This window comes from Variovorax sp. V118 (assembly GCF_041154445.1).
In the GTDB taxonomy this organism is placed as follows: domain Bacteria; phylum Pseudomonadota; class Gammaproteobacteria; order Burkholderiales; family Burkholderiaceae_C; genus Variovorax; species Variovorax boronicumulans.
The window spans coordinates 4021538-4046459 of record NZ_AP028663.1; the positions used below are offsets into that span (position 1 = coordinate 4021538).

General features: G+C 69.0%; 28 protein-coding genes. 10 read left to right on the top strand and 18 right to left on the bottom strand.

The window, feature by feature from the left end:
- Positions 1–7: 7 nt before the first annotated feature.
- Both ACAM52_RS18690 and ACAM52_RS18695 read right to left on the bottom strand, forming a co-directional pair.
- Entirely contained in the window at positions 8–427 is a 420-nt protein-coding gene (locus ACAM52_RS18690; RefSeq protein WP_369644250.1) for a hypothetical protein, read from the bottom strand.
- Positions 428–471: 44 nt separating this feature from the next.
- Entirely contained in the window at positions 472–1365 is an 894-nt protein-coding gene (locus ACAM52_RS18695) for a DMT family transporter (RefSeq protein WP_369644251.1), read from the bottom strand.
- 214 nt (positions 1366–1579) lie between these two features.
- Between ACAM52_RS18695 and ACAM52_RS18700 the strand changes: the two genes are divergently transcribed.
- The 3 genes from ACAM52_RS18700 (at position 1580) to ACAM52_RS18710 (ending at position 5554) form a co-directional block, all read left to right on the top strand.
- On the top strand, positions 1580–2266 hold the full coding sequence (locus tag ACAM52_RS18700) for a response regulator transcription factor (protein ID WP_070061758.1): 687 nt from the start codon (positions 1580–1582) through the stop codon (positions 2264–2266).
- 40 nt (positions 2267–2306) lie between these two features.
- Positions 2307–4088, top strand: a complete 1782-nt coding sequence (locus tag ACAM52_RS18705) for a hybrid sensor histidine kinase/response regulator (RefSeq protein ID WP_062468998.1) — start codon at positions 2307–2309, stop codon at positions 4086–4088.
- A 110-nt stretch (positions 4089–4198) separates the two neighbouring features.
- Positions 4199–5554, top strand: coding sequence for a hypothetical protein (locus ACAM52_RS18710; RefSeq protein ID WP_159277928.1), 1356 nt, complete (start codon positions 4199–4201; stop codon positions 5552–5554).
- An 81-nt stretch (positions 5555–5635) separates the two neighbouring features.
- Here the strand turns inward: ACAM52_RS18710 and ACAM52_RS18715 are convergent, their stop codons facing one another.
- The 4 genes from ACAM52_RS18715 to ACAM52_RS18730 form a co-directional block, all read right to left on the bottom strand.
- Positions 5636–6796 (bottom strand): ABC transporter substrate-binding protein, encoded by a 1161-nt coding sequence (locus tag ACAM52_RS18715; RefSeq protein WP_369644252.1) that lies wholly within the window; start codon positions 6794–6796, stop codon positions 5636–5638.
- 41 nt (positions 6797–6837) lie between these two features.
- On the bottom strand, positions 6838–7416 hold the full coding sequence (locus tag ACAM52_RS18720; RefSeq protein ID WP_354347552.1) for a dihydrofolate reductase family protein: 579 nt from the start codon (positions 7414–7416) through the stop codon (positions 6838–6840).
- 31 nt (positions 7417–7447) lie between these two features.
- The gene (locus tag ACAM52_RS18725) at positions 7448–7822 is read right to left on the bottom strand and encodes a tetratricopeptide repeat protein (protein WP_369644253.1); all 375 of its coding nucleotides are present in this window, start codon (positions 7820–7822) and stop codon (positions 7448–7450) included.
- A gap of 814 nt (positions 7823–8636) precedes the next feature.
- A complete protein-coding gene (locus ACAM52_RS18730) occupies positions 8637–9143 on the bottom strand; it encodes a hypothetical protein (RefSeq protein WP_369644254.1) in 507 nt (168 codons plus the stop codon).
- Between the two features lie 96 nt (positions 9144–9239).
- On the opposite strand from ACAM52_RS18730, the gene ACAM52_RS18735 reads away from it, so the two are divergent.
- Positions 9240–9527: a helix-turn-helix domain-containing protein gene (locus ACAM52_RS18735; RefSeq protein ID WP_369644255.1), complete on the top strand. Its 288-nt coding sequence runs from the start codon at positions 9240–9242 to the stop codon at positions 9525–9527.
- 4 nt (positions 9528–9531) lie between these two features.
- Here the strand turns inward: ACAM52_RS18735 and ACAM52_RS18740 are convergent, their stop codons facing one another.
- The gene (locus ACAM52_RS18740) at positions 9532–9825 is read right to left on the bottom strand and encodes a hypothetical protein (protein ID WP_369644256.1); all 294 of its coding nucleotides are present in this window, start codon (positions 9823–9825) and stop codon (positions 9532–9534) included.
- Between the two features lie 175 nt (positions 9826–10000).
- On the opposite strand from ACAM52_RS18740, the gene ACAM52_RS18745 reads away from it, so the two are divergent.
- Entirely contained in the window at positions 10001–10987 is a 987-nt protein-coding gene (locus tag ACAM52_RS18745; RefSeq protein ID WP_369644257.1) for a LysR substrate-binding domain-containing protein, read from the top strand.
- Between the two features lie 4 nt (positions 10988–10991).
- Positions 10992–11456, top strand: a complete 465-nt coding sequence (locus ACAM52_RS18750; RefSeq protein WP_095744240.1) for a GNAT family N-acetyltransferase — start codon at positions 10992–10994, stop codon at positions 11454–11456.
- Positions 11457–11471: 15 nt separating this feature from the next.
- Here ACAM52_RS18750 and ACAM52_RS18755 read toward each other — a convergent pair whose 3' ends face one another.
- Together ACAM52_RS18755 and ACAM52_RS18760 are read right to left on the bottom strand one after the other, a co-directional pair.
- Positions 11472–11816 (bottom strand): hypothetical protein, encoded by a 345-nt coding sequence (locus ACAM52_RS18755; RefSeq protein ID WP_139701940.1) that lies wholly within the window; start codon positions 11814–11816, stop codon positions 11472–11474.
- Positions 11817–11892: 76 nt separating this feature from the next.
- A complete protein-coding gene (locus ACAM52_RS18760) occupies positions 11893–12378 on the bottom strand; it encodes a DUF2165 family protein (RefSeq protein ID WP_369644258.1) in 486 nt (161 codons plus the stop codon).
- Between the two features lie 99 nt (positions 12379–12477).
- Here ACAM52_RS18760 and ACAM52_RS18765 point away from each other — a divergent pair, with 99 nt between their 5' ends.
- Complete coding sequence (locus ACAM52_RS18765; RefSeq protein ID WP_369644259.1) at positions 12478–12831, top strand: hypothetical protein; 354 nt, start codon at positions 12478–12480, stop codon at positions 12829–12831.
- A gap of 6 nt (positions 12832–12837) precedes the next feature.
- On the opposite strand, the gene ACAM52_RS18770 is transcribed toward ACAM52_RS18765, so the two are convergent.
- The 6 genes from ACAM52_RS18770 to ACAM52_RS18795 all read right to left on the bottom strand — a co-directional run bounded on the left by ACAM52_RS18770 (position 12838) and on the right by ACAM52_RS18795 (position 18615).
- A complete protein-coding gene (locus ACAM52_RS18770) occupies positions 12838–13473 on the bottom strand; it encodes an FABP family protein (protein ID WP_369644260.1) in 636 nt (211 codons plus the stop codon).
- 79 nt (positions 13474–13552) lie between these two features.
- The gene (locus ACAM52_RS18775; protein ID WP_095946794.1) at positions 13553–13978 is read right to left on the bottom strand and encodes a hypothetical protein; all 426 of its coding nucleotides are present in this window, start codon (positions 13976–13978) and stop codon (positions 13553–13555) included.
- 18 nt (positions 13979–13996) lie between these two features.
- Entirely contained in the window at positions 13997–15325 is a 1329-nt protein-coding gene (locus tag ACAM52_RS18780) for an adenylosuccinate synthetase (protein WP_369644261.1), read from the bottom strand.
- A gap of 10 nt (positions 15326–15335) precedes the next feature.
- Entirely contained in the window at positions 15336–16307 is a 972-nt protein-coding gene (locus ACAM52_RS18785; protein ID WP_095946792.1) for a hypothetical protein, read from the bottom strand.
- 39 nt (positions 16308–16346) lie between these two features.
- The gene (locus ACAM52_RS18790) at positions 16347–17288 is read right to left on the bottom strand and encodes a protein kinase family protein (protein WP_369644262.1); all 942 of its coding nucleotides are present in this window, start codon (positions 17286–17288) and stop codon (positions 16347–16349) included.
- A gap of 16 nt (positions 17289–17304) precedes the next feature.
- Entirely contained in the window at positions 17305–18615 is a 1311-nt protein-coding gene (locus ACAM52_RS18795; protein WP_062481886.1) for a hemolysin family protein, read from the bottom strand.
- 23 nt (positions 18616–18638) lie between these two features.
- Between ACAM52_RS18795 and ACAM52_RS18800 the strand changes: the two genes are divergently transcribed.
- A complete protein-coding gene (locus tag ACAM52_RS18800; RefSeq protein WP_369644263.1) occupies positions 18639–19490 on the top strand; it encodes a symmetrical bis(5'-nucleosyl)-tetraphosphatase in 852 nt (283 codons plus the stop codon).
- A gap of 24 nt (positions 19491–19514) precedes the next feature.
- Here the strand turns inward: ACAM52_RS18800 and ACAM52_RS18805 are convergent, their stop codons facing one another.
- On the bottom strand, positions 19515–21032 hold the full coding sequence (locus ACAM52_RS18805; protein ID WP_369644264.1) for a M20/M25/M40 family metallo-hydrolase: 1518 nt from the start codon (positions 21030–21032) through the stop codon (positions 19515–19517).
- Positions 21033–21205: 173 nt separating this feature from the next.
- Between ACAM52_RS18805 and ACAM52_RS18810 the strand changes: the two genes are divergently transcribed.
- Positions 21206–22150, top strand: a complete 945-nt coding sequence (locus ACAM52_RS18810) for a LysR family transcriptional regulator (protein ID WP_369644265.1) — start codon at positions 21206–21208, stop codon at positions 22148–22150.
- 2 nt (positions 22151–22152) lie between these two features.
- Here ACAM52_RS18810 and ACAM52_RS18815 read toward each other — a convergent pair whose 3' ends face one another.
- Complete coding sequence (locus ACAM52_RS18815; RefSeq protein WP_369644266.1) at positions 22153–22668, bottom strand: response regulator transcription factor; 516 nt, start codon at positions 22666–22668, stop codon at positions 22153–22155.
- A gap of 237 nt (positions 22669–22905) precedes the next feature.
- On the opposite strand from ACAM52_RS18815, the gene ACAM52_RS18820 reads away from it, so the two are divergent.
- Positions 22906–23943 (top strand): AraC family transcriptional regulator, encoded by a 1038-nt coding sequence (locus ACAM52_RS18820; protein WP_095946785.1) that lies wholly within the window; start codon positions 22906–22908, stop codon positions 23941–23943.
- Here the strand turns inward: ACAM52_RS18820 and ACAM52_RS18825 are convergent.
- The gene (locus tag ACAM52_RS18825; protein ID WP_369644267.1) at positions 23940–24902 is read right to left on the bottom strand and encodes an ABC transporter substrate-binding protein; all 963 of its coding nucleotides are present in this window, start codon (positions 24900–24902) and stop codon (positions 23940–23942) included. The genes ACAM52_RS18820 and ACAM52_RS18825 overlap by 4 nt on opposite strands.
- Positions 24903–24922 lie beyond the last annotated feature (20 nt).

The following is a 24922-nucleotide window of genomic DNA, read 5'->3' on the forward strand; positions in this document are numbered from 1 at the left end:
CGGACGTTCAGCGCGGTCGCGACGCCACGCGGAGCGCCTCTTCCCTGAGGTACGAAGAGGCCGCCGTGTTCGCCAGATCGTGCAGCGTCTGCAGCAATGAGACGCCGCCGATCTCCGTCGTGCCGACGTTCAGGATGCGCCCGACCATGGCGATGCCGAGTTCGCTGGGCTGTCGCGCGAGGGAGCGAAGAAGCTCAGGCTGGTAGTTCGGCAAGCTCTCCAATCCGTGAACGATGGTCCACATGACCCCGTAGCCGTCTTCCTCGGGGTAGCGCTCGAAGACGCTCAGCATTTCGGGCATGGCTTGTTCCGGACTGCCTGCCCGCCAGAGTTCATCCAGAAGCGAGTCCAGGTGGCGCCAGCTGCCATCCTCCGGCGGTGCGAAGTTGGCGATGTCGTGGGCGATCTCGGAAGTGGTTCGAGGCATTGAAAGTCTTGTGCACGTGGCTGCTTCTGGCCGACTCTAGCGGCTCAGGCGGCCTTCTGCCTTTTCTGTGCGGACCTCGGCGCCTCGCTTCGCGCCAGCCACAGTCCGCTCGCGACAATCAACGCCCCGCCGCCCAGCGTCCATGCATCGGGTGCGGCCTGCCAGAACACCCAGTCCATCACGAGCGCCCACGCGAGCGCGCTGTATTCGAAGGGCGCGATGGCCGCGGCCTGGCCGTGGCGGAAGGCCTCGGCGATGGCCAGCTGGCCCAGGAAGCCGCTGAGGGCCAGACCCGCCAGCGCCCACGCGTGCCCGGCCTGCAGCGGCACCCATTGCGGCGCCGCGAGCAGGCTGCCGCCGACAGCCATGCCCGCCGTGGTCCAGAAGACCAGTGCAGCGCTCGGCTCGGTGCGGCTGATGAGCCGGCCCAGCATGTTCGACAGCGCATAGCAGACGGCCGCCACCAGGATCGCCAGCGCGCCCGTCGAGAGGAAGGCCCCCTGCTCGGGCCGCAGCGCCACCACCACGCCGACGAAGCCCAGCCCGATGGCGATCCAGTGCCGCGGCTGGACCGATTCGCCCAGCATCGGCACGGCGATGAGCACCATCAGCAGCGGCGCGATGAACGTGAGCGTGTAGGCCTCGGCCAGGCCCAGGGTCTTCAGGCCGTGCACGAAGAGCACCAGCATCGTCATGTTCAGCGCCGTGCGCAGCAGGTGCAGGCGCCAGCGCAGCCGGCGGTTGAAAACGCCGGCCGCCTCGCGCCGCCAGGCGATGTACACGCACACCAGCGGCAGCGCCGTGAGACCGCGCAGCGCCATCACCTGCACTGGCGGGTAGTGCCCGGCCAGGGTCTTGAGCAGCGCGTCCATGCAGGCGAAGAAGGCGCAGGCCAACAGCATCGCGGCGATGCCGCGCAGGGTTCCGGTCGATTGCATGGGCGGGTTGTCTCCCGTCAGTGGCCAGGAGGAAGGAGGCTGGTTTCTGAACGCCTGCAACAGGCGCTGCGCAGGTCGGTCCCGACCGACTGTAGCCGGTCGGCCGGCAAGGCATATGCCTTTGTGCGTATGTCTTTTCCCTTCGCGAATGCGGCGTGCGTCATGACTTTGGTCATTTCAGGTTCGCTGGTGTCCGCACTACCATGCCCGGACCATGGCCACTGCCACACCACAGCCGTCGCATGCCGCGCCGTTGCGCAGCGAGGCCGGCATTGCCATCCCCGCGCGAGGCATCCTGGTGGTCGATGACCACGAGCTGGTGCGCCTGGGCCTGCGGGCGCTGCTGCTGGCGGAGACCGGCAGCGTGCCGGTGTACGAGGCGCGCTCGCTGGCCGACGCACTGCACCTGTACGAGCTCCATCTGGCGTCGCACTTCCTGGTGCTGCTCGACCTCGACCTGCCCGACGCGCAGGGGCTGGACACCCTCGTGCGCTTCAAGCGCGCCTTTCCCGCATCGCGCGTGGTCGTGCTCTCGGGCAAGGACAGCCATGCGCTGATGCAGGGCGCGATGGCGCTCGGCGCGCAGGCCTTCCTGCCCAAGACCGGGCACCTGGGCGAGGTGCTGCGCTACGTGCGCGACAACGACCTGGTCGGCCTGCCGGCCCGGCCCCTGGCGGACGCACCCGCCCCCGTGCACGCGAAGGCGGCCGTGGCCGAGTTGCAGCCGCAGCTCAATGCGCGCCAGGTCGAGATCCTCGACTGGCTGCTGGCCGGCAAGTCGAACAAGGAGATCGCCCAGCTGTCGCGCCTGACCGAGGGCACGGTCAAGAACCACGTGTCCACCCTGTTGCTGCTGTTCGGCATGCGCTCGCGGGCCCAGCTCATCAGCAGCCTGAGGTGACGCCCGCGCACGGTGCGGCCTTCGACATGGCGATGCCCGCATGCCTGCGATGACCGAGCTGCATCCGCCCGCGCTGGCGCAGCGCGTGCTGCGCGAGCAGGTGGCCACGGTGCATGCCAACGCGCCGGCCGCCTACCTCGCGGACTTCCTCACGGCGCAGACGCTGGGCATCGGCCTGTTCGTAGCCACGCGGCGCTGGCAGGTGCTGCTGTGGATGGCGCTGCACCTGGCACTGACCCTGCGACGCGCGTACCGGCGCTACCAGCGCAGCCCCGATGCGGCGGCCCACCCCGAGTACTGGGCCCGCTTCAATGCGCGCAACGTGCTCATGCGCTCCTGCGTCTGGGGCCTGGCGCCCTGGCTGTGCGTGCCGCCGGGGCGCAACCTCGGGCTGTGGGTCATGGTCATCGTCATGATGATGGGCGGCTGCGCCGGCGGTGCGCTGTCGCTGGCCGTTCTCAAGCGCAACATCCCCCGCTTCATCGTGCCCAGCATGGCGAGCCTGACCCTGGCGCTGGCCTGGCGCGGCGATACCGTGCACCTGTTCCTGGCCACCGGCTGCCTGCTGTACATGGGCGTCATGATCATCTTCGCGCTGCAGCACCATCGGCTGCTGACCGCCGCACTGACCATGCGTTTCGAGAAGGAGGCGCTGGCCGAGCAGCTGAGCCACCAGATTGCCGCGACCCAGCGCGCCAGCGAGGAGAAGACGCGCTTCCTTGCCGCGGCCAGCCACGACCTGCGCCAGCCCCTGCACGCCATCGCGCTGTTCGGCGCCGTCATCGAGAAGAAGCTCCAGGGCAGCGACGAATGGAACCACGCGGCGCGGCTGATGGATGCGGTCGGAACGCTCGGCGATTCGCTGGACACCCTGCTCGACATCTCGCGGCTGGACGCCGGCGAGGTGTCGCCACAGATCCGCCCTGTGGAACTCAACCCGCTGTTCCTTGCGCTCAACAATGTGTTCGCGGCCCAGGCGGCCGACCGCGACCTGCAATTGCGATTGCGCGCCACGCCGTGCTGGGTGCTGAGCGACCCGCAGCTGCTGCAGCGGCTGCTGTCCAACCTCGTGGACAACGCGCTCAAGTACACGGTGCGCGGCGGCGTGGTGGTGGCCGCCCGTGCACGCGGGCCGCTGGTGTGGATCGACGTCTGCGACACCGGCATCGGCATCCCGCACGAGCACCTGGGCCGCATCTTCGACGAGTTCTACCAGGTCGGGAATCCGGGGCGCGACCGCGCGCAGGGGCTGGGCATCGGCCTGTCCATCGTGCACCGGCTCTCGCGCCTGATGGCGCACCCGCTGCAGGTGCGCTCGCGCCTGGACCACGGCAGCCGCTTTCGCCTGGTGCTGCCGGCGGTGTCGGCTTCGGGCGTCGCGCCGCTCGCCGTGCGCCCGGACGCTGCCTTGCCGTTGCCGCAGCGCGTGCTGCTCATCGACGACGAAGCCGCGATCCGCCAGGCCGTCACCGGGCTGCTGCAGGCCCACGGCGTGCGCATCGACGCCGTGGCCAGCGAGGCCGAAGCCGAGGCCGTGCTCGCGCAGGCCGCGCACGCAAGCGCCCCTGTCGAGGTGCTGCTGTGCGACGTGCGGCTGGCCGACGGCGGCGACGGGCTGGCCGCCGCGCAGCGGCTGTGCGCGCGCTTCGGCCCCGGCCTGCAGGCGCTGTTGATCACCGGCGAAACCGCGCCGCAGCGGCAGCAGCAGATGCGCGAATCGGGGCTGCAGGTGCTGCTCAAGCCTGTGGCGGCCGACCGGCTGCTGCAGACCCTGGCATCGCTGACCGGGCACGATGCAACGCACGCCGGCATGCGCGCCTGAGCACTTTTTTTTGCGGGGTGTCGATGACCTTCGACACTGGATTGCGGGTATTGCCGACCCTACCGTGGAGGCCTTCTCTCTCACTCCACTTGAAAAAAGGAAGGCCCCTCATGACTACCTCTCGTCCCGTTCTTCGTGCATGGCGCGCACCTGCCGCGCTGATGGTGATGAACCTCGTGCTCGCGGCTTGCGGTGGGGGCGGCGGCGGAGGCGGCGGTTTCCCCGGCTTCGCCGTCGCCCCTGCACCGGCCCCTGCAGCCCAGGACACACCGCCGCCCGCCCCCGCGCCGGAAGACACCACGCCCGCCATCACCACGCAGCCATCGGACACCACCGTGGGCCAGGGCGTGGCCGCCACGCTGAAGGTGCAGGCCGTGCACGCCACCGCCTACCAGTGGCAGCGCAGCGTCGATGGCGGCGCCAGCTGGAGCGACGTCGCAGGCGCCACCGGCGACAGCTTCACCACCGCCGCCGGCCAGCTGGCCGACAGCGGCCAGCAGCTGCGCGTGCAGGTGACCGGCGGCAACGGCAGCGTGACCAGCCATGCCGCCACGTTGACCGTGAAGCCCTGGGTCGCCACCGTGCTGGCGACCACCGGCGTGACCTACAACCGCCCCTACCAGCTCGTCCTGGACGCCAGCGGCGCGAACCTCTACGTGGCCATGGGCGGCAACGGCTCGGTCTACCGCATCGACACGGCCAGCGGCACCGGCGCCGAAGTCACGCCGGGGTCGACCATGAATACGCCGTATGGCCTGGCACTGGCAGCCGACGGCACCCTGTACGTGAGCGACCAGCACCGCATCAACAAGATCGCCCCCAACGCCACCACCTACAGCACCTGGGTCGGCGACACCAGCAGCGGCTATGCCGACAGCCCGGCCACGCCGATGTTCGACAACCCCGCCAGCATCGCGCTCGACGGTGCAGGCAACCTGTTCGTGGCGGACCTGGGCAACAAGCGCGTGCGCAAGGTCGCACCCGATGGCACCACGAGCACGCTCGCGGGCGACGGCACGCAGGCCAACCTGGACGGGGTCGGCACCGCCGCCCAGTTTGCGCGCCCGCAGGGCCTGGCGATCAGCCGCGATGGCCGCACGCTGTACGACACGGACACCGACAGCCTGTGCCTGCGCAAGATCGACGTGGCCAGCGCCACGGTGAGCACGCCGCTGGGCGATTGCGCCAACGGCGGCGTGGTCGACGGAACCTCCGCCACGCCAGCCCGGCTCGGCTTCTCCTACGGCGTGACGGTGGATGCGCACGACAACGTGTTCCTGACCCATGCCTGGGACGGCGTGGCGCGCGTGGTCACGCCTGCGGGCGAGATCAGCACGCTGCGCGACAGCACCGGCGCGGCGATCGCGTTCAACTTCCCGATCGGCGTGGCGGTGGCCAATGACGGCAGCGTCTACGTGGGCGCCTCCAACGGCAACCAGATCTTCAAGCTCACCCTGGCGCCCTGAGTCTGAGAGGAACCGCCGGGTCTTCCGGCTCGCACCGCGCGAGCCGAAGACCCGGCGAGCGACATGTCCCGGCCGCCTCCCCTACCGACACTCGTTCCAGTACCCATCCGGATTCGCCTCCAGCGGCGTGGCGATCCGCTTCAGCGATGTGCGGCCCTGCGCATCCTTCGCGACCACGAAGATGTGCCCGTCCTGCACCGGGAACCCGTTGCGCAGGAACTTGAAGCCGCTGCGCACCGACGCAAAATCGGCCGCGTTGAGTGCGTTGCGCAAGGCACCGCGATCGGCAACGGAGCCCTTGGTCTCCTTCAACGCGCTGTCGATCAGGAGCGCCGCATCGAAACCTTGCGCCGCGTACTGCGAGGGGATGCGCCCGTGCTTCTTTTCGAAGGCGGCAACAAAAGCCTTGCTCGTCGGACTCGGCAGGTCGGGGCCCCAGACCGCGCCGGCCACCACACCAAGCGCGGCATCCTTGAGCAGCGGCAGCGTCGTGCCATCGACCGTGCCCACGGTCAGCAAGGGCACCTTGCCCAGCAGGCCCGAGCGGTTCATCTGCTGGATGAAGTTCACGCCCATGTCGCCCGGCAGGAACGCCACCACCGCATCGGGCGCCACGCGCTGGATCTGCGCCAGCGCCGCCGCGTAATCGGTCTGGTCGGGCTTGACGTTGATCTCGCTCACCACCTCGCCCGAGTAATAGCGCTTGAAGCCGCGCAGCTGGTCTTTGCCCGCTGCGTTGTCGGACGCAATGAACAGCGTCTTCCAGTAGCCCTTGTCGACGGCGTAGCGTCCCACGATCCCGGCCTGGTACTCGTCCTGGTACGAGGCGAAGACGAACCGGGTATTGCACTGCTTGCCGGCGATCGGCGCGGGGCCGGCATTCGAGCCGACGAACAGCATGCCCGCCCGGGCCATCGGCTTGGCCATGGCCATCATCACGTCGGAGAAGGTCACGCCGGTGACGAAGCTGACCTTGTCCTTCTCGATCAGGTTCTGCACCAGCTGCGCCCCGCGCTCGGGGTTGTGCTGGTCGTCTTCCTTGAGGACCGCCACGGGAACACCGCCGAGCATGCCTTGGCGCTGCTCGACCGCCAGCATGAAGCCGTCGTACTGCTCCTGCCCGAGCGCGGCCCCGGGGCCGGAGAGCGTGCCGATGAAGCCGATGTTGACCTGCGCGGAAACGGCCAGTGCCGCGGCGCCCAAGGTGCAGGCCGCGAGGGCCGTGCGGATGCGGTGGATCAAGATGTTCCTTGTGATTTCGCTCGCGAAGTTTCGCGGTTCGACTACCCGGCCTTCAAAGGGCCGACGACCTTGTAGGCGCTGAGGAGGATGCCCGATGGCATTGCTTTCGTGGTGACAAGCTCGAAGGCGCGTGGTGGAGTGCCCTGTGCGAAGAAGCGCTTTCCCGCGCCCAGCAGCACCGGATAGACGAGCAGCACGACGTCATCCACCAGGCCGTGCTCAAGCAGTGTCGATGTCAGCGTGGAGCTGCCCCAGAGAATCAGGTTCGGGCCAGCCTGCGACTTGATGCGGCGAACGCCCTCGACGACGTCCGGCCCCACGCTTTCGAACGGGCCCCACGAAAGGCTTTCGGGACGGTGGGTCACGACATGCTTGGTCGCTGCATTCAGGCCGTCTGCCATCGCGCTGCTCGGTGCCTTGGGCCAGTAGTCCGACCACATGTCGTAGGTGCGACGCCCGAGCAGCAGATCGAAGCGCCCGCCATGCGCGGCGAGCACCTCATCCCGGCCGGCGCGGCTGCGGTAGGGCGTGGTCCAGTCCGCGTAGGGAAAACCATCTTCGCCCGAGGTCTGGATCACGCCATCCAGCGAGATGTGCGCCATGATTTTCAGCGTTCTCATGCGGGTCTCCTTGCTTGGGGTGGGAGGGTGCTCAATGGGCCTGCGCATCAAAGTATGCCGGCCACGACAGTGGCGAAGCCTGGAGCCCTTCGGCCCCACGGAATGCAGACATCGCTTTCGCGCGCGTGCCGAAGTTCATCGTTGCGACGCCGAGGTTGAAGAAAGTGTTCCGATCGGTGGAGCCGAGTTCGACTGCACGCTGCAGGGCGGATGCAGCCTCTTTGTGCTTGCCTTGATCGGAAAGCACGGCGCCCAAGCACGTCAGGGCAAGGACATTGCCAGGAGATTCAATGAGCGCCTTCGAGAGCAACGCTTGCGCAGAGGCAAGGTTGGCTTCCCACTTGTCGGGGTTGTTCCATGCGTCCTCGACAAGCGATCGACTGAGGGAGATGAAGTCCAGGATCATGGGCTGTTCAGGCTTGCTGCGGCTCCATTAAGCCGCCAACGTTCTGACGCAATGGCTTCCGACGTTGGACAGATATGCGCGCTGAATGACTTCGCTGCGACAAGGGCGCCGGCTTCGTAGGTACACAACATCTCCGGCGTTCGAAGCCATTGCAGACGTCCATTCAGGAAATGACTGGTGGAGTCAGATGTCATGGGAGCCCGGCTGCCGGTGAAGCGAGACCACGAATACCGACAGCCGCTGTAACCAGTTGGTATGGCTTTTGGCATCGCGACCCATTCAATCTCACCGTCGATGCGAGTCTTTGTGTTCATGGCCAGAGCAGCCTCAGGGCATTGCCGAGCTGCGGCACGCGAGAAGCCCAACACACGGATGCCAACGAGGTCCTCAGAGCCCAGCTGCACCTCTGTTCCGACGGGTATTTGAGGATCGAAAGAGAGCGGTAGTCCGGCTCACAAGCCGATCCAATTGCCGCTTCGACGAAGGTGAACTCTTTCGACACGGAAAGCGCTGCGTACGCGCTTTCCAAGATCCGAACGCGCAGACCGGTCATCGTCGCCGCAGGTCGCAAGGGCTCCGCCTTTGTCGCGACGGACTCTTCTCCGAGAACGACTGCCCAGAATCTGTAGCGGCCCTTGAGACTCTCGAAGAATTCGGCTCGACGGGCTGGGTCGCTGGGGGGCGAGCACGCGAAGGACGAAGCGCCGAAGGTCAATAGCGTGCATGCGAAACCGAAAGAGACCGCTCGTGAGTGCATGGGTGGCCTTGATGCTCGTGCAAGGAATTCAGTATCGGCGTCCAGCCATGAACTGCCTCAACCACAGCGTCGAAGGTGGAACTGTTGCATGTAGTCAGTTTCCTGAATCACTCGTGGGTATTGCGTGGGGTCGAACAACTCCCTGAACCGAGGCAGGCAATTCGCCTCTTCATATCCAGCCTGGACGGAGGCGGCGTCAAAGAAAGCTCTCAGGTGCTTTCCGACGGTCGGAGCTATCGAGCCATCGCACCGAAAGGCGATCGCAACGAAGTCAACCTGGTTGACTCTGTCCTGATACATGTCGATGACGAACACATTGAGTTCGGTTGTGCTGCTCTGGAAAGCATGGACATCGCCGAGGCCGAGGCGAGGCTCTTTGAAGAACTGTTCGTAGAGGGCAATGATGTCGACCTTCACACCGAAGGCAACCAGCGCTGCTTGAAGGTCAGGGTTCGCAATGAAGTTGCGACCTTCCGGGTCAGGAAAGACAACCAGATCGCCCATGGAGACACCCATGGCGTATTCGCAAGCACTGAGAAGCTTCATCGAGGCGCCGGTGAGCATGATGGTCGTGCATTGTAGGAACGCCCACCAAAGCGACCTCCTCTGCGTTCATTCGTGGTCGACCGTACCTGCCCGGCAAGAAGTGACAATCGCCCCATGGCCCAAGGAAAACGAATTTCTTCCGACATCGGAGACGACGCGATCGAAGCGATCAAGGCGTTCGGTGCTGCCGCCAAGCTGGCACGCACAACGGCTGGCGAGGGCCAGGCCGCTGCTGCCGCGCGCCTGGGCGTTCACGTCCAGACGATCGCGCGGATCGAATCGGGGGAGCCGGGCGTTGCCATCGGGCACGTGCTCGGCATGCTGGCGCTCTACGGCATCTCAACGACGCTACAGCAGCGACAACAGCAACCCCCGGCGGAAAACGGCGAGCGCCCCGCCTGAGCCGTCAGCCCCGCTGGGCATCGCCCACGGCAGCACTCAGCGACTGCAGCGTGGTCTCCGCCGTTTCGATGCGCCGCTGCAGCTCTTCATTGACCAGCCGCACGAGCGCGCCGAGTTCGGTGCGCGTCGGGTACACATCGTCGGTGTCGTTCACGTGTTGCGGCACGATGAGCTTCTCGATGCACGCATACGCGCGGCGCACCATGTGAAAGCTGTCGAGGTCGTCGCAGGCCTGAAGGGCGAGCGATTCGGCGCAGAGAGTCGCCGAGGATTCGGGGAGCAAGGGAACGAGCGCCATCATGGCCTCCAAGAGGTGAGCGCAGAGGTGCTTCGGGAGTCCAAGCCCGGCCGCGCCTCCTCAGGCGCAACGGGCGGCAGTATAGCCACGCACCCCCACCCCCTTCGCAGCGCAAAACCGGGATGCCCCTACGACCCGTGCCCCCTCCCCCGATGCTGGAACAATGCGCCGATCTATGGATGGTCTCGATCTCATCAAAACGTTCCGCGAAGTCGCGTTCCGGCGCAGCTTCTCCCGCGCGGCCCTGTCGCTGGGTATGTCCAAGGCGACGGTCAGCCGCTATGTGGCCGAGCTGGAAGCGCGCAGCGGCGTGCGCCTGCTCAACCGCTCGACCCGCTCCCTGAGCCTCACCGACGCGGGCGAGGTGCTGCTGGAGCGCAGCACCGAGCTGGTGACGATGGCCGAGAACACGCTCAACGACCTGCAGGCGCACGGCTCGCACCCGCGCGGGCGCCTTCGCATGAGCGCGCCGCACGGGCTCATCGCGGGCTGGCTTTCGGACGTGATCGCGGAGTTCATCAAGCTCTACCCCGACGTGTACGTGAGCCTGAATTTCACCAACCACGACATCGACTTGATCGAGGAAGGCATCGACATCCACCTGACGGGCGGACGCATCGACGACATGAACCTGATCGTGCGCCGGCTGGTGCGCTTCGACATGGTGGTGTGCGCGTCGCCCGCCTACTGGGCGCAGCGCGGCATTCCGCAGGTGCCCGAGGACATGGCGCGCCACGACGTGCTGAGCTATTCGCCGATGCCCACCACGCACCTGCCGTTCGAGACCGACGGCCAGCCGCACGACGTGGCGGTGCACAGCCGCATGGAGGCCAACGACGCGGTGGCGCTGATCGAGCTGGCGCTGCGCGGCGTGGGCGTGGCCTACGTGCCCGAGCCGCTGGCGCAGTCGCACCTGGAGCGCGGCGCGCTGGTGCCTGTGCTGCGCGACCACATGCCGCACGAGCACTGGCTGTATGCCGCGTACTCGCAGCGCCGCCACAACAGCGCGGCGATGCGCGCGATGCTCGACTTTCTCGAAAAATCGATGGGGCCGGTGCCCGAACCCATGCCCGCGGCGGTGCCGGTGGCGCTGCCGGCCTGTCCCGTCAACGCCGCCATCGTGGCGCGCAACACACCCGTGCCCAATGGAAAGGCCCCCTGAGTTCATGACCACGCCCGCGCTCCTGATCCGCCCACCCACGCCCGACGACTTCGCCGCCTGGAAGCCGCTCTGGGACGGCTACAACGCCTTCTACGGCCGCGAGGGCCCCACGGCCCTGCCCGAGGCGATCACGCAGGTCACGTGGCAGCGCTTCTTCGATCCGTACGAGCCGGTGCATGCGCTGGTGGCCGAGCGCGAGGGGCAGTTGGTGGGGCTGGTGCACTACCTGTTCCACCGCAGCACGACGCGCATCGAGCCCAACTGCTACCTGCAGGACCTGTTCACGCAATCGTCCGAACGCGGCCAGGGCGTGGGCCGGCAGTTGATCGAGGGCGTGTACGAACAGGTGCGACGCGCGGGTGCACACCGCGTGTACTGGCAGACGCACACGACCAATGCGGCGGGGCGGATGCTCTACGACAAGATGGCAAAGCACGAGGGCTTCATCGTCTACGCGACGATGGTCTGACACCCGCGCTGAAGGTCAGTACTTGATGGTGATGCCGGCCTTCACGCCGGTGTTGGCCTTGCCGTCCGAATGCGCGCCGCCCGAGAAGGAAACGTCGCCGCCGGTCTTGGCACCGACCGAATAGGTGGGCCGCTTGCCAGACGTGTCGGTGCCGGCTTCGAGGGCGCTGCCGTCGGGGCGCTGCACGCCGACCGTGGCGCCGTTCGTGCGGGCCGAGGTTTCGGTGGAGTTCACATTGGGCGCGATGTAGGCCGTGCCCTTGTCGTCGCTGTCGACGGGCACTCTCACGGGCTCTGCGATGGCCACCACAGCGGCGGCGCAGGCAACCCCACCCAGGAACGCAAGAATCACTCTGTTCATGGGCACCGATGGTGAGTGCAGCGCGACGTGCGGGCTGTGGGCGTGGCCTCACCGCGCGCGTAGGACGAAGGCGGCATCAATGCCATGACAGGTTGAACAGGAAGAACGCCGCCAGCACCCACAGGAGCAGCACGAGGTGCGTGAGCTGCAGGCCCTCCTGCCGTATCCAGTAGCCGAACCACAGGCCGCCCAGGTGCATCGCGAAGAGGAAGGCAGCAAAGCCGGCCAGCCCCAGGTTGAGCCACGGCCGTGCGGCCGACAGGTCGCCGCCGACCACCAGCATCGCGCTGCCGGCCCAGAACGCCAGCGCCGCCGCCAACTGCAGTGCCAACACCACGCCCAGCGCCGCGCGGTGCAGCGCCACCGAGCGGATGGCGCGCGTGAGCAAGGGCGTGTCGATGGCAGGGTCGACGCGCAACGGCGCCATCGACATCGTGCCGCCGACCGCGAACGCGGAGCCCGCAAAGCCGCGCCAGTTGTTGCGCACGGCAATCGACAGCCACAGCGCCATGCCCAGCGCGTGGAGGGACTGGAACAGCCAGACGGAGGTAGGGAGATTCATCGGAGCGCCTGCGTTTTTAAATATCAAAGATTATTCTTTGATATTGACACAGCCGCCGGCCGGCGCTCAAAGTCCCTCAAGGAAGGTCGAACGAATGCCATGAACACCGCCACCACCCCACCCGGCCCCTCCCCCGAGGCGCTCGAGCGCCTGCTGGCCGCCGGCCGCGACGGCGCCCTGCTGCGCATGAGCCTGGCGCTGGTGCACCACCGGCGCGACGACGCGCCCACGGCGCTGATGCATGTCGAGAAGGCGCTGGCCTTCGACCCCGAGTTCACCGCCGCGTGGCGGCTGCAGGGCCTGCTCGGGCTGGCGCTCGGCGACGCCGCGAAGGCCGAAGCCTCGTTCGCACAGGCGCTGGAGGTGGCGCAGCGGCGCGGGGAGCTTCAGCTGGTGAAGGAGCTCACCGTGCGGCTGCGGCGCCTGCGCACGCCGAAGCCGCCCGCCGACTGAACGGCCTCAGGCCGCCGCCGTCATCGCCAGCGGATTGAGCCCCGGCTCGCCGACGCGCGTGAGCGTGTTGCGGTCGGTGTGATGGAAGGGCTCGGCCTGGCCCAGGATCTGCATCACGGTGTCCTGGTCGTACGACCAGGTGCCGTCGGCGTTGATCTTCACCGTGATGTTCCACGCCACCGTGGTGAAGGCACGCTCCAGGAACGGGTTCGACACGATGCCGTTCACCAGGCTGCCGTGCTCGGCGCTGAGCGTGAACTCGGTGTCGCCGGGCTTCACGTGGCCGCTGGCCATGGCCACCTGCCCGCGCGGAATGGCCAGCGTGAGGAACACGGTGCTGGTGGCCGGCTCCCACAGCCAGTAGCCGACCTGGTCGTGGTACATCTTCGTGAGGCCGGGCTTGTGGATGTAGGTGTGGTAGCGCAGGCCGTACAGCAGCTGCGGGCCGTTGGTCTGCGCGTCGATGGGCTCCAGTTCGTAGTGCTCCACGTAGACCTGCGTCTTCGGGCCGTCTTTCTTCGGCTTGACGTCGACGCCCTTCGTGCCCTCCCAGATGCCCGCCATCGGCCGCAGCGGGCCGAGGTTGGCGAGCGTGTCGGGGTCGGCCGGGGGTTCGGTGTAGATGTCTTCGGGAGTGGTCATGGTGTGTGTCGTGGGGGAAGGAAAACGGAGAGAAGCTTGTCGGTTCTGATTCTGCTTGAGTGCCGCAGCGGCCAGGTCGTCAGAGCGTGTCCCAGACCTGCACGAGCCCGACGAGGTGCACCACGCCGTACACGAAGCACACGAGCGAGCTCCACACCCAGAAAGCACTGAGGCGGCGCCGGTCGAACAGCCACATCGCGACGGCGACAAGGCCGCGCAGCAGGTACACGGCGGTGATGGCAGGCAGCACCAGCGCCTGCAGCGGCAGCGGCTGCAACACGCCGGCACCAGCCAGCGCGTAGGCGGCCCACACGCCCAGCATGCCGGCGATGACCAGCGTGACGGCCACGGGGTACAGGTGGCCGGCCTCGGCGCTCGCGGCCATGCGCTCGCCTGCGCCGAAGAAGCGGTACCAGGCCGGGCCGCCGAAGATGACGCAGATGTGCAAGAGCGCGGCGATGGCGCTCAGCACGGCACCGGCGATCAGGAAGAGGTTGGGGGTCACGCGGGCTTTCTCAGGAGATCAGAGCAGCAGGTCGCGCGCGCGGACGGCCTCGCGCACCGGGCCGAACGCGCCGAAGCGCACGGGCAGGCCGCTGAGGGCTTCCACGCGCCGCACCCACTCGGGGGCGCTGGCGACGGGTTGCGGGTCGTACAGGGGCTGGGCGCCCTCCAGCAGGCGGGTGAGCGCGTGCTGGTGGTCGAGGTCGGGTGCGTCGCTCAGCGGCAACGACGACAGCGTGTGGCCGTCGGCGCTGCGGTAGCCGGTGCACCAGCGCAGATCGGCACGCGTGACCGCATCGAGGTGGCTGGCGAGCAGCCCGTCGAGCGGCCCGGCGGCGGCGAGTGCGTAGCGCAACAGCACCGCGTCGGGGTGGCCACGGCGGAACGCGCCCTGCCATCCGTCGTCGGCGTTGTGCGGCTCGGCCAGCCGCGCATCGAGCGCGCGGTCGTGCGTGGGCAGCGGACCGGCGCCGTGCCGCGTGAGGTGACTGCGCAGCACGCCCAGGTGCTGCACGGGCGCCGCGATGCCCGCATCGCGAAGCACCGCCTCGACGGCGGCGGTGGAGACGGTGCTCCAGGTCGTGTGCGGATGAAAGCCGCGCCACTCGTCGAGCAGCACGCCCTGCGCGCCTTCGAACAGCACGGTGCCGGCACGCGCGAGCCGTTCGCCGATGGCGTCGGCGCTCGCGGGCGGCGACTGGCGCAGGCAGGGCTGCACGGCGTCGAGCCAGCGTTGTGCGAGTGACGCGTCGGCGAGCACGGCCAGCTCTTGCGCGGCCTCGGCCGACGAAGGCAGCGCGTTCGCGAACTCGCGGTGCAGCGCGAGGCGCAGGGCTTCGAGTTTGTCGAGCGTGCGCGCGGGGTGAACAAGGTCGCCGTAGTGCAGCGTCATTTCAGGCGCGGCCAGCGCCTGCCGCACGGTCTCGCCCACGCCGACGCCGCAGCTGCCGTGCGCAGCGGTGCCGCGTGCCCATTCGCGCAGGCGGCCAGCAGCCTGATGGAAAGGCGTGGTCACGCGGCAGCGCGCATCGATGAACAGGCGCGCAAAAGCGTCAGACACGCCCGCGCGCTGCAGCACCTCGGCCTCGACGCGCAACGCCGTCGGGTGCACCACCACCGGGCTGGCGAGCACGGTCGCCACGCCGGCGTGGAAGCTGCCCGCGCCGAACTGCGAGAAGGTGTGGTGGCGGCCGTCGGCCAGCACCACGTTGTGGCCGGCCTGCGCGCCGCCGTTGAAGCGCACCACGGTGTGCGCGCCCCAGGCGTCGCACAGGAAGTCGGTGAAGCGGCCCTTGCCGCAGTCGCCGAAGCCGAGGCCGAGCAGCGAGACGTAGCGCGTGGAGCTCAATGGCAAACAGTCAGCCGAAGAGCCGCTTCCACCACGAGCTGCGCGCCCCGTGACCGGCGGCCGGCGTGGCGCGGCGCGGTGCGGTCGGGTCGAGCAGCGCGGCGTAGCCGTCGAGCGCGTGCAGCACGCCGCCCACGCGCTCCTTGGCCATGCCGGTGGCGGCCATCACGCCGGCCAGCGCGTCGAGGCTGGGCACGGCCTTCTCGGTGAGCGCAACGATGCCCGCGGCCACGGCGCAGGCGTCGTCGGGCGAGTCCATGCAGATCACGTGATCGCCGAGCAGCTCGCGCCAGCGCGGCTCGCAGCGGCGGCGGCGTTGCGCGTCGGGGATCAAAAAGAACAGGTGCGTGGTCTCGGCCGCGGCGGCGATGACTTCCTCGATGGGAATGTCCTCGTCGAGCTTCTCGCCGATGAGGCCTTCGACCTGGTGGCGCGACACGGCCGGGTACGGCAGCTCGTCGCCCGTGACGAACAGGTAGCCGCGCTTCTTGCGCTTGACCCAGCAGTCCATGTCGGTGTGCTGCGCCATGACGTAGAAGGCGAGCTCGTAGCTTTCTTCGCCGCTGCCCCCGCCGCCGCCTTCGAGGTAGCTCCAGGTGAGCCACTGGTCCATGAGGTTGGCGGTCGATTCGAACTGGCCCACCTGCAGCGGCGCCTGGTCGGAGGTGGCGTCGCCGATGGCCATGAAGAGCAGCTGGGGGTCGGCCACGCCGCAGTCCGTCAGCAGCTTCATGAAGGTCGGCAGCTCGCGCCGCGCCAGGGTCTGCGGGATGTCGCCCATCGAGCCGGTGACGTCGAGCGCAAAGGCGATGCCCAGCGAGTTCGGATGGTCGGCGTTGTCGCGCGACTCGCGCACCTTGAGCCCCTGCGGGTTCATGAGCGCGTGCGTGGCGGTCTGCGTGAAGACCTCGCTGCCGGACTTGGCGGCGCGGTCGGCCACGATGGCCGCGTGGGCGGCATGCGAATAGTTTCCGTAACCCATGGACGTGCTCCTTCGTGAGGAAAAGTGAAAGGCTGGCGGCTAGCCTGCCGGCGCGGGGTCGAAGTGAACGAAGCGCGGCGGCCCGAAGGCCTCGCGCGAGGCGACCGACAGCGCCTGCTCGATGCCCTGCGCACCCAGGCGCTCGCAGGCAACGGCGTCGTCGCTGCACTCGCGCAGCAAGGCGGCCAGCGGCGCAGAGGTGGCGCTGTCGGACAGCAGCGCGCGCACGCTGCGCGCCGACGCCATCAGGTCGCGCCCGATGGCGCCGCCCGACACGTCCTGCCTGGCCTGCGACCAGCCGATGAGCAGCACACCGTGGTCGCGCGGATGCACGAGCGCATGCGCGGGCGCGAGCGCGCGGTGCGTCCAGCCGGCGCCGTGCACGAAGGCCAGCACCTCGATCATGCGCCGCCAGAGCCAGACGGCATGGCGCGCATCGATGCCTTGCGGATTGGCCTGCTGCACCTCCTGCAGGCTGCCCCAGAAACCGGTCGGGTGGCGCAGCACGAGCGCCTGCCGTTCGCCGTCGCCCAGGCCTTGCGCCACACCCAGGCCCAGCGGCTGCGGCAGCCGCCGCGTGAAGTAGGCCGCGCCGGGCACCGACAGGGCTTGCAGCGCCTGCAGCACGGTGGCCTCGCGCGCCAACACCGCGTTGCCGGCCTCTTCACGCGCGAGCTTGATCGTCACGCGCTCGGGCACGGCGCCAAGCCGTTCGGCCAGCAGCACCTCGCTGTGCTCGCCCTGGCCCAGCGGCGCGAGCACGCGGTAGTGCGCGCCGCGCCATTGCAGGAGGCGACCGGTGTCCGACAGCTGCGCCGCGTTGGCGCGGCGCCAGGCCGCGCGAAAGCTCTCGCGCTCGACGGTCTCGGTGCCGCGCGTGATGGTGGCGCCGCAGTAGCCGCAGGTGACGGTGCGCCAGCGCGCCGCGCGCGGCAGCGGGGCCGAGCATTGGGGGCAACTCAGTGCAAGCAGCGACAGCATGGCCGCGCCCTCCTCTTCAGTCTTCTTGCGGCGCGGCCGGGTCCGGCGAGGCCAGCACGCGGTCGATGCGGCGCCCTTCGAGCGCCACGACCTCGAAGCACCAGCCCGCGCAGTCGATGTGCTCGCCCACGGCGGGCAGGTGGCCCGACACGGACATCAGCAGGCCGGCCACGGTGTTGTAGCGGCCACGCTCTTCATCGGGCAGCTCGCGGATGCCCAGGCGCGCGCGCAGTTCCGACACGGGCATGAGGCCATCGAGCTCCCACATGCCGTCGGCGCGCTGGTGGGCCCAGGCGTCGGCCTGCATGCCGGGCTGCAGCTCGCCGGTGATGGCCTCGAGCAGGTCGCGCGGGGTCATGAGGCCCTGCACCACGCCGTACTCGTCGACCACGAACACCAGCCGGCCGGCGCGCGTGCGGAACTGCTCGAGCAGCTCCATGCCGGTGAGCGTCTCGGGCACGAACACGGCGGGCGTGGCCTCCTGGCCGAGCACGCCCTTATGGGCGGAACCCAGGCGCAGCAGGTGCGCCACGCTGATCACGCCGACCACGTCGTCCAGCGAGTTGCGGCAGACGGGGTACCACGAATGCACGAGATTGAGCGCCGCGGCGTCCGCCACCTTCTGCAGCGCCTGCGCCACGGTGTTGGAGGCGTCGAGCCATTCGATGTCGGCGCGCGGGATCATGAGCGACGACAGGCGGCGGTCGTCCAGGTGGAACACGTTGCGCACCATCTGGTGCTCGTGCTGCTCGATCACGCCGGCGTCCACGCCTTCTTCGAGGCTGGCCGAGATTTCTTCTTCCGTCACCGAGCGCGCGGCGTTGGCGTCGATGCGCAGCAGCTTCAGCGTGGTGGCGGTGGCGCCGGCCAGCAGCCACACGAAGGGCTTGGCCGCCTTGGCCAGCCCGCGCATGGGACGCGACACGAAGCGCGCCACCGGCTCGGGGTACAGCTGGCCGATGCGCTTGGGCACCAGCTCGCCGAAGATGATGGTGAAGAAGGTGATGCAGGTCACCACCACCGCGGTCGACACGATGCTGGAGGTGCCGGCGCCCATGCCCAGGCCTTCCATCCACACCGCGAGCGGCGCCGCGAAGGCGGCCTCGCCCACGATGCCGCTGAGCATGCCGATGGAGGTGATGCCGATCTGCACGGTCGAGAGGAATTGCGTGGGCGATTCCATCAGCTTCAGCGCGGCCTCCGCCCCGGTGTCCCCCGTTTCGGCCAAGGCCGCGAGGCGTGCGCGGCGGCTGGTGGAAAGGGCCATTTCGGACATTGCGAACACCGCATTGAGGGTGGTCAGCAAGGCCAGCAGGAAGACATCCATGAACAGGGGGAGAGAATGAGGGAATGTCACTTTACTGTATCGGCGACGTCCAGGGCTGCGATGCCCCCCTGGGCCGGCTGCTCGACAAGATCGATTTCTCCCCCAGCCGCGACACGCTCGTGGTGCTCGGCGACCTGGTCAACCGGGGCCCCGATTCGGCCGCGGTGCTGCGCCGCCTGCAGGGCTACGGCGCCTCGGCACGCAGCCTTCTGGGCAACCACGACCTGCACCTGCTGGGCGTGGCGCACGGCGTGCGCAAGGGCGGCCGCAAGGACACGGTGGCCGGCCTGCTGGCCGCACCTGACAGCGCGGCGATGCTCGACTGGCTGCGCCAGCAGCACATGGCGCTGCACATGCAGGTCGGCGGCGGCGACCTGCTGATGGTGCATGCCGGCGTGCTGCCGCAATGGACGGTGGGCGACACGCTGGCGCTGGCGTCGGAGGTCGAGTCGGTGCTGCGCGGGCCCGCGCTGGGCGACTTCCTGCACGAGATGTACGGCAACACGCCCGACCACTGGGACGACGCGCTCACGGGCCACGCGCGGCTGCGCGTGATCGTCAATGCGCTCACGCGCCTGCGCTACTGCACGCCCGAGGGCGTGATGGAGTTCGAGAGCAAGGACGGCGCCATTCCCGGCCCCGAGGGCTACCTGCCGTGGTTCGACGTGCCGGGCCGCAAGACGGCAGCGACCACCGTCGCCTTCGGCCACTGGTCGACGCTGGGCTGGCTCTCGCGGCCCGACCTGCTCTCGACCGACACGGGCTGCGTGTGGGGCGGCTGCCTCAGTGCGGTGCGCTTCGGCGCGACGCTGGACCAGCGCGAGCTGATCCAGGTGGAATGCGAGCAGGCGCAGAAGCCCGGCAAGGGGGCCTGACGAGCACCCGCCCCGTTCGGGGGCTCAGAACCCGTGCGTCATCAACGCGTAGACCGTCTGCACGCCGGTCACGTAGTTGCCCATGCGCAGGTTCTCGTTCGCCGCGTGCTGGTTGTTGTCGGCGTTCACCAGCGGAATGATCGCAAAGGGCACCTGCAGCACGCGCACGATTTCCGCCGTCGGCACGGTGCCGCCCATCATGCGGATGCGCACCGGCTCGGGCGTGGTGCCGAAGGTGTCGGTCAGCGCCTTGTAGGCCCACTGGCCGATCGGTGAGTTGATCGGCGAGCCCGCCGCGTCGGCGCCCTCGCTGCGGTAGCTGAAGCTCGCGAGCTTGTCGTAGCGGGCGCGCTCCTCGTAGGTCGGCGCGCCCTTCACGAGGTGGTAGCCCTGCTTGACGATGTGCGCCTCGATCAGCTTGCCCAGGTAGGGCGCATCGGAGTCGGGCGTGGTGCGCAGGTCCATCTCGGCCTCGGCCTTGTCGGGCACGATGTTTGCCACCTTGTCGCCCACGGCCGCCGAGGCCATGCCGCGCACGTTCAGCGAGGGGTACTGCATCGCCTCCTGGTAGTTGGCGCCGACCCGGTCGGTGCGGGCGATGCCCAGGCGGCGCTTGAGCGCGGCCTCGTCGTCGGGCACGGCGGCCATGATCTTGCGCTCGGCCTCGCCGATCTTCACGCGGTCGTAGTAGCCGGGCACGGTCACGCGGCCGGTGTCGTCCTTCATCGTGGCCAGCAGGCTGGCCAGGCGCTGGGCCGGGTTGGGCGCGTAGTTGCCGTAGTGCCCGCTGTGCAGCGGCACCTTGGCGCCGTACACGGTGAGCCGCGCATCGGCCGCACCGCGGTTGCCGAACACCAGCGTGGGCCGGTTGGTCGCGTGCATGGGGCCGTCGTGGATCACGATGGCGTCGCTGCGCAAGAGTTCGCGGTGCGCCTGCATGACCTGGCTGATCGACGGCGAGCCCTTTTCTTCCTCACTGTCGAGGATCACCTTCACGTTGACCGCCGGCTGGCCGCCGCCGGCCTTCAGCGCGTCGATGGCCGCCAGCAGCATCATGATCGGGCCCTTGTCGTCCGCCGAGGCCCGGCCGAACACGCGCCACTCGGGGTCCAGCGGGCCGCTGAAGAGCGGGGCCGCGTCGATCTCTTCCCATTCGCCCTTCTCTGTCTTGCGCTTGAGCACGGGCGTCCACGGGCTCTTTTGCGCCCACTGCGCGGGGATCACCGGCTGGCCATCGAGGTGCATGTAGAACAGCACCGTCTTGCGCGCGGGGTCACTGCCCGGGAACTCGGCATACAGCATCGGCTTGCCGCTGTTGGGCAGCTGCTTTGTCGTGAAGCCGCGTTTGCGGAAGGCCTGCTCCAGCCAGTCGACGTTCTTGCGGATGTCTTCCGGCACGGTGGCGTCGTTGGGCAGGGTCAGCAACTCGAAGTACTCGCGGTAGGTGGCCTGCGCATGGCGCTCGGCCTGGGCCGGCGAGAGTTCGGCCGACTGCGCGAGGCCGTGGCCCAGCAGCAGGACGGCCGTGGGGAGCAGCGCCATCAGGCGGCGGGTGGCACGAGGGAAGCGAGGGGAAGGAGTGGGCATGGGTGACGGCGCAGAAGGGAGCAGGACGGGGAACCGGGAATCTGCGCAGCATAAAAAGCGGGCACCTTTTCAACAATTGCTATTTTCTTGAGCTACCTTTGCATTCCTTGCAAACCTCACACTCCCCCATGCCCAGCCGCCGCCTGCAGGAAACCTCGCTGCGCTACTTCCTCGAAGTGGCCCGCACGGGCTCGCTCACCGAGGCGGCCGCGCGGCTGAACGTCAGCATCTCGGCCATCAGCCGCCAGGTGGCCGCGCTCGAAACGCTGGTGGGCGCGCCGCTGTTCGAGCGCCGCCCGCGCGGCATGGTGCCCAGCGCCGCGGGCGAGCTGCTGGCGGCGCACGCGCTGCGCGGCGCGCTGGAGGCCGAGCGCGTGCTGTCGGACATCCAGGCGCTGCAGGGGCCGCTGAGCGGGCGGGTGCGCATCGCCTGTTCCTCGGGCTTCGCCAACGAGTTCCTGCCGCGCACCATCGCGGCGTTCCGCGAACAGTACCCGGGCGTGCGCTTCCGGCTCGATGCCACCGGCCCGACACAGGTGAGCGATGCCGTGCTGCTCGGCGAGGCGGACATCGGCCTGACCTACAGCCGCGCGGCGGTGCGCGGCATCCGGGTCGAGCACCGCCAGCCGGCGTCGGTGTTCGTGGTCATGCGGCCCGACCACGCGCTGGCGAAGTCGCGCAGCGTGACGCTGGCGCAGATGCACCCCTTCCCCATCGCGCTGGGCAGCCCCGAGAACACCGTACGCCAGCTGTTCGACGTGGGCTGCAGCAACCGCGGCCTGGTGTTCGAGCCCGTGCTGGTGAGCAACCGTTTCGAGGCCCTTGCCAACTTTGTGCTGCAGGGCGGCGGCCTGGCCATCACGGGCGAGATCACGGTGCGCGACCGCGTGCAGCGTGGCGAACTGGTGGCGGCCGAGATCCGCGAGCCCGGCATGCGCGGGCGTTCGGTCGAGCTGCAGACGCTGGCCGATCGCACGCTGCCCGAGGTGGTGCGTACCTTCCTGGCCTACCTGCGCGAGCAGTTGCCGCCGGCCGGTGGCACGCCCAGGGCACGCACGCGCAAGGCCGCCTGAGCTCAGCCGCGCGCGGGCCCGGCCCCCGGGAAGCTGATCACCCGGCGCTGCGTCGCGCCCGAGGGGCGCAGCAGCCCGCGCCGCGTGGCCTCGTGCACGGCCTGCGTGCGCGAATGGACCGACAGCTTGCGGTAGATGCTCTTGATCTGGCTGGCGACCGTGCTGTCGGAGCGGTGCAGCGCCTCGGCCACGCGCCGGTTGCTCCAGCCCTGGGCCACGAGCTCCAGCACCTTGAGTTCGCGCGGCGAGAGCAGGCCCTCGTCGCCGGTTTCTTCGTGCGTCCGGTCGAGCCCGTGCGTCGCCAGGGCCGCCTCCTCGATGTCGCACAGGATCTGCCGCGCCGTGCGCGCGGCTGCCCACACGTCGCCGCGCTCGACCGCCGTCATCAGGTTGGCCAGGTCCAGCTGGTTGGCCTGGGCAAAAAGCCGCGCCGCGGCGTTCGCGGCCACGGCGGGGCTCAAGGGCGGTGCGTCGTCCAGTTCCGAAATGGCACGCAGCTCGGCGCTTCCTTTGGACATGTCAATGCTCGCTCGGTCGATCAACGCTAGGGGAAAAAGTAAACCCGGCGTCCCTCTGCCACGAAATGCAATGCAAGGACGCCTCTCGCGAGCCTGAGGTCGCTTTGTAAACAGCCTTGACCTTCCGTCTCAGTTCTTGGGAGAATTTCGCAAAATCTGTGATTTTTTAACGCTTAGTTAGTACTATTTGGCGGGCATGGACCCTCCAGCCCCTTGGCGCCGCTCCGACCTCGCCCTATGACGCACAGCGCCGCCACGGCCCCCGAACGTCCCCTCTGTCCCCCGGGCGTGGCGCACAGCCATTTCGACGTGCACGCAGAGCCGCCCGACCGGCAGTTCCTGGCCTGGCGCGCACGCGTCGGCCATGTGATGGACGCCCTGCCCTCGCGCGACGCGCTCGAGCGCCCCTTCCACGCCGCGATCGACCGCTACGACGTGGGCGGCCTGGTCTTCACCGAATGCCGCTCCGACACGCTAGTGCTGGAGCGCTCGCTGGCCCGCGTGTCGACCGACAGCGTGCGCGACTTCGTGTTCCATGTGTTCGAGGAAGGCGGCGTCGACGACCTGCGGGTGCGGGCCACCCCGGGTGCACGCCGCAAGGGCGAACCGCCGCCCGCCCCCGCCGGCACGCCCACGATCCTCGCGCTGGACATGAACCAGCCGGTGCGCATGCGGCGCCACGACTGCCGCGTCCACACCTTCTTCGTGCCCGGCGCGCTGGTGCAGGAGAGCTTCCCCGACCCCGAGGCCCTGCACGGGCGCACGCTGGCCTGCACCACGCCGCTGGCGCGGCTGGCGGCGGGGCATGCGATCTCGCTGGCGCGCCACATCGGCGGCATGACGCCGGCGGCGGCGCAGAGTGCGGTGCGCACGGGCGCGCAGCTGGTGGTGTCGGCTTTCGGCAAGCAGGCCGGCTTCGACGGCAACGCGCGCGCGGCGGCACGCGCCGCCATGTTCGACCGGGTGCGCCGCCATGTGCAGACGCACCTGCACCGCGCCGACCTCACGCCCGAGAGCGTGCTGGCTGCGCTGCAGCTGCCGCGCCCCACGCTGTACCGCATGTTCCAGCACGAGGGCGGGCTGGGCAGCTACATCCGCAGCCTGCGGCTGCGCCAGGCGGCGAGCGACCTGGCGCGCTACCCGCATGTGATGGTGACCGATATCGCCTACGGCGCCGGCTTTCGCAGCGCCTCGGACTTCAGCCGCGCCTTTCGCCGCGCCTACGGCATCGCGCCGCAGGACTTCCGCGTGCAGGCGCTCGAACGGCGGTTCTAGGCCGCCGTGCCGAAGCCCGTGTCGAACGTGCCCTTCACGTCGAGCGGCTGCTTGATGAGCCCCACCTGCCGGTAGAAATCGGCCGTGGCCTGCTGGTCGGCGATGACCTGCGCGTCGATGGGAATCCACTGCTGCTGGCGGCGCTCGAACTGCAGCTTCGCCGCCTCAGGCGGAATGCCGATGATGCGTGCGAGCGTGGCCGAGAACGCATCGACGTTGCGGTACGACCAGCGCTGCGCCTTCACCACGCGCTGCAGAAAGTCCTGCAGCACCGGCCGCTTGGCGGCAATGGCGGCGTCGGTCGCGGCGAGGTAGCTCAGCCCCGGCAGCAGGCCGCGCCCGCTGACCAGCACGCGCGCATGGCGGCTGATTTCGGCCAGCGCGGTGTAGGGCTCCCAGGTGGCCCAGGCATCGACCGAGCCCTGCGTGAGCGCGAGCTTGGCATCGGCCGGCGCGAGGAAGCGCAGGTTCACGTCCTCGGGCTTCAGGCCCGCCGCCGTGATCGCCTTCAGCGTGACGTAGTGGCCGATGGAGCCGCGGTTGGTCGCGACGCTCTTGCCCTTGAGCTCGGCCGCGCTCTTGAGCGGCGAATCGGGCCGCACCAGCACCGCCGTGCCGTAGGCGTCGGAGCGGTTCGCGCCGATGGCCTTGACGCGCGTGCCGGCCGCGAGCGCGAAGATCAGCGGCGCATCGCCGATCGGGCCCGAATCGACCGCGCCCGCGTTGAGCGCTTCGGCCAGCGGCGCGGCGGCGGGAAACTCCGACCACTGGATGTCGTAGCCCAGGCCTTCGAGCCCGCCCGCCGCTTCGAGCAGCGCGCGCAGCCCGCCCTTCTGGTCGCCGGCCTTGAGCACCGGGCGGCCTTGTGCACGCACGAAGGCGGGCAAGGTGGCGGTCGTGGCAGCAGCAAGACCGCCGGCAAGCAGCTGGCGGCGTGGTCGGTCGAGGTGTGAGGTCATGGGTTCGTTCTCCGTGGAAG